Here is a 4,541-nt window from a genome sequence, read left to right on the forward strand (position 1 = left end):
GGGATTTTGGGGAATTTTGCAAAGGTCTCAAAGTATAAAAAGGCATAGTGAGAGCCAGGAAAGAACGCGGAGCAAAGCCTCGTATTTCAAGCATAGTTACAATAATGACGACAACCACTACCAAATTGTTAGATAACTTGCCGAATGTTGTGACATTCATAGCTAATCCTTTCCAATCCCAAATAAATTTTTCTATACATACAAAGTTAATTCAAGTTAGAATGGATATTTGTAAGGAATATTATCGAGAAAGCATTTACTATGAATCGTACCCTGTACAAAGTCGTCTTTAATAAACATCGAAACTGCATGATGGCTGTTGCTGAAAATGCCAAACGCGAGGGCAAAAACACAGCCGACACCCAAGCTGCAGGTATTTCGCCAAATGATATTGCGGGCTTTACAGGTTTTATCCATTCTATCTCTGTTATCTCATTCTCCCTTTCATTACTCCTCGGCTCTGCCCTTATTCTGACTTCTTCCTCTGTCAATGCCCAAGACATCGTTGCTGACAAATCCGCACCTACACAGCAACAGCCTACCATCATGCAAACCAGTAACGGCATCCCGCAGGCCAATATCCAAACCCCTACTGCCGCAGGAGTTTCAGTTAATCAATACACCCATTTCAATGTTGACAAACGTGGTGCTATTTTGAACAACAGCCGTCGGAACGTGCAAACACAGCTGGGTGGCTGGATACAGGGAAACCCCTGGCTTGCAGGTGGTGAGGCCCGTGTTATTGTGAATCAAGTCAATTCAGCTAATCCCTCTTTGTTGGGCGGATATATTGAGGTGGGTGGTAGACGTGCCGAAGTGGTGGTGGCAAACCCTGCGGGAATTCAAGTGAACGGAGGGGGATTTATCAATGCTTCCCGTGCCACTCTAACTACAGGCCAACCGCAATATCAAGCAGGAGACCTTAGTGGCTTTAAGATAAGGCAAGGCAATGTTGTAATCGTCGGACACGGTTTGGATGCCCGCGATACCGATTACACGCAGATATTGAGCCGCGCGGTTAAGATTGATAGGTCTGTGTGGGGTAAAGATGTGCGTGTGTTGGCAGGACAAAATGATGTCTCAGCTGATGGCTCTATCCAGTCTTCACATTCCCCTGCTGCGAATACAAATTCTGCCAACTCACTGTATGCCATCGATACAGGGGCATTGGGTGGTATGTATGCCGGTAAGATCACCTTGATCAGCACTGATCGTGATGCATCCGTGCGCAATCAGGGGCAATTGTTTGCCTCAGCTGGCAATGTGGCAGTGAATGCTGAAGGTAAACTGGTCAACACGGGTACGATTGCGGCGACGGGAGAAAACCATGCGGTTTCACTTCATGCCCGCAATGTCCGTAATAGCGGTACGATTGCCTCACAGAATGATACCAATATTCACAGCCAGACGCTGGACAATTCAGGTACGGTCTTATCCTCAGGTGAATTGACTGTCCGTAATTTAGGCCGTCTGAAAAACCAAAACAACGGTACGATCCAGGCTGCCCGCTTAGATATGTCAACAGGTAGTTTGGATAACACGGGTAATATTATTCAAACAGGTTCACAAGCATTGGATTTGGTATCTGCTGGCAAATTCGATAACAGTGGCAAGATTGGTGTGAGCGACGTTCCACAGACCGGTTTGAATCCCAATCCATCAGTCATACCACAGATTCCGAGTACTGCAACAGGTTCAGGTAGCAGCACTGTCTCGGCATCTAAGCCTGGTTCAAACAATCCCGTTTCACCTACAGCATCTGCAAAAGCCTACGCCAGAGGACGCATTCAAACAACGGGAGCACTTGATAATGCAGGATCAATCAATGCAGGTGGACAAATCGACATTGCCGCCAAAAACAGTTTGGAAAATTCGGGCAGTCTGAATGCGGCTAAACTACAAGTATCAGGCGATTCATTTAACAATACGGCAAAAGGCAAACTCCAGGCACACGATCTGGCTGTTAGTGCTCAAACTGCTAAAAACAGCGGTCACTTATTAACTCAAACCGGCAAGATTGACAACCGTGAACTGCATAATGCGGGAGAAATTACCGCTAACAATCTGACACTCATTCATTCGGGCCGCTTGAGCAATGATAAAAAAGGCAATATTCAAGCTGCACATTTACAGCTTGATACCGCCAGTTTACATAACGCAGGTAACATTCTTGCCGATAGTGGAACCGTCACTGCCAATAACAATCTTCGCAATACAGGAAAAGTTTCTGTTGCACAACTGAATACCAAAGGTCAGACTCTAGATAATACGCACGGACGTATAGAGGCTGAAACGGTTAGCATCCAAAGTCAGCAACTGACTAACCAAAGCGGCCATATTACTGCTACCGAACAACTGACTATCAATAGTCGAAATGTAGACAACCAAAACGGCAAACTCCTATCTGCGAACCAAGCACAATTAGCTGTTTCAGACGGCCTATACAACCAACATGGTGAAATTGCCACCAACCGGCAGTTGTCTATTCACGATAAAAATCAAAACACTTTGGCGTTAAACAATGCGGACGGCACGATTCAATCTGCCGGTAATGTATCGCTACAAGCTAAATCACTGGCCAATAATGGCACATTAACAGCTGGTAACAAGCTGGATATCGCCTTGAGGGATGATTTCGTCATAGACCGCGATCTCACTGCAGGCAACCAATTAAATCTAAGCACAAAAGGCCGTCTGAAAAATACCCATACCCTACAAGCAGGTCATACGCTCAAACTCAATGCCGGCAATATAGATAACCAAGTTACAGGCAAAATTATTGCCGGAGAACAAACGAACATCACATCCGAACAGCATGTAGACAACAGGGGTTTGATCAACAGCAACGGTTTGACCCACATCGGTGCAGGTCAAACCTTGAACAACACCGGGACAGGCAAAATCTATGGTAACCATATTGCTCTGGACGCGCAAAAACTGCTTAACCGAGAAGAAACGACAGAAGGCAGCACCAAAGCGGGTGCAATAGCTGCAAGGAAACGTTTGGATATCGGAGCGAAAGAGATTCATAACCAAGAGGGAGCCCTACTATCCAGCGAAGGTATTTTTGCTATCGGCAATCGACTGGATGAACAACATCATGCGGCAGGCATGGCTGATACCTTTGTTAATGGCAGTGCCAGTTTGGAAGTACAAGGTGATGCATTGATGTCCGTTAGGAATATGCAGAATATCAATAATCACTTTAAAACAGAAACATACTTAGCCAAAGCAGAAAAGCAAGTCCGCGATTACACCGTACTGGGGCAAAATACCTACTATCAGGCAGGAAAAGACGGTTTATTCGATAACTCGCAAGGACAAAAAGACCAAACTACTGCTACGTTCCATTTAAAAAATGGTTCTCGTATTGAGGCCAACCAATGGCATGTCCGAGACTATCACATCGAGACTTATAAAGAACGCATCATCGAAAATCGACCGGCACACATTACTGTGGGTGGTAATTTGACTGTTTCAGGCCAAGACTGGCTGAACAAAGACAGTCAAATTATAGTAGGCGGGCGTATTATCACTGATGATTTAAACCAGAAAGAAATCACCAATCAAAGTACAACAGGCAAGGGGCGCACAGATGCTGTCGGCACACAGTGGGATTCAGTTACAAAAAAAGGATGGTACAGTGGCAGAAAAAGACAACGCCGTACCGAAAGAAACCACACTCCTTACCATGATACCCAACTATTTACCCATGACTTTGACACGCCTGTATCCGTCACCCAACAGAATGCCGCCTCCCCTTCCTTTCAACCCGCAGCATCTGCAGCCAAACTGATTGATGGAGCATCCACAGCAGCCGTCAATGGGCAGCGCATCCATACCGGTAATGTGGTCTCATTAAATAACGCTACTGTTACTCTGCCGAACAGCAGCCTCTACACCACCCATCCTGACAATAAAGGCTGGTTGGTTGAAACAGATCCTCAATTTGCAGACTACCGCCGCTGGTTGGGCAGCGACTACATGTTGAAACAACTGCAATTGGACCCCAATTATCTACACAAACGGCTAGGTGACGGCTACTACGAACAAAAACTTGTTAATGAACAAATCCACCAGTTAACAGGCTACCGCCGACTTGATGGCTACAAAAGTGATGAAGAACAATTCAAAGCTCTGATGGACAACGGCCTTACTGTTGCCAAAGCATTCGGCCTTACCCCGGGTATCGCCTTGAGTGCAGAGCAAGTTGCCCGCTTAACTTCAGATATCGTTTGGATGGAAAATCAAACCGTCACCCTGTCTGACGGTTCGACTCAAACCGTACTCGCCCCCAAAGTCTATGCCCTGGCACGCAAAGGTGATCTCAATACCTCCGGCAGCCTGATTAGTGCCGAGAAGGTTTTATTCAACCTGCAAAACGGAAACCTGACTAATAGCGGTACCATTGCGGGGCGGCAGGCCGTACTCATCCAAGCACGGAATATTAACAGCAACGGCAATATTCAAGCCGACCAAATCGGCTTAAAAGCTGAAAAAAGTATCAATATCGACGGCGGGCAGGTACAAGCAGGCGGACT

1 protein-coding gene is annotated in these 4,541 nt (G+C 46.2%); it reads left to right on the plus strand.

Annotated features, from left to right (window positions below; translation table 11 throughout):
* Positions 1 to 261 precede the first annotated feature (261 nt).
* Positions 262 to 4,541, plus strand: a 4,280-nt coding sequence (locus HMPREF2675_RS04970; protein WP_141759956.1) for a two-partner secretion domain-containing protein, incomplete at its 3' end; no start/stop codon positions are given.

It is taken from the genome of Neisseria sp. HMSC061H08, assembly GCF_001836795.1.
Taxonomy (GTDB): Bacteria; Pseudomonadota; Gammaproteobacteria; order Burkholderiales; family Neisseriaceae; genus Neisseria; species Neisseria subflava_A.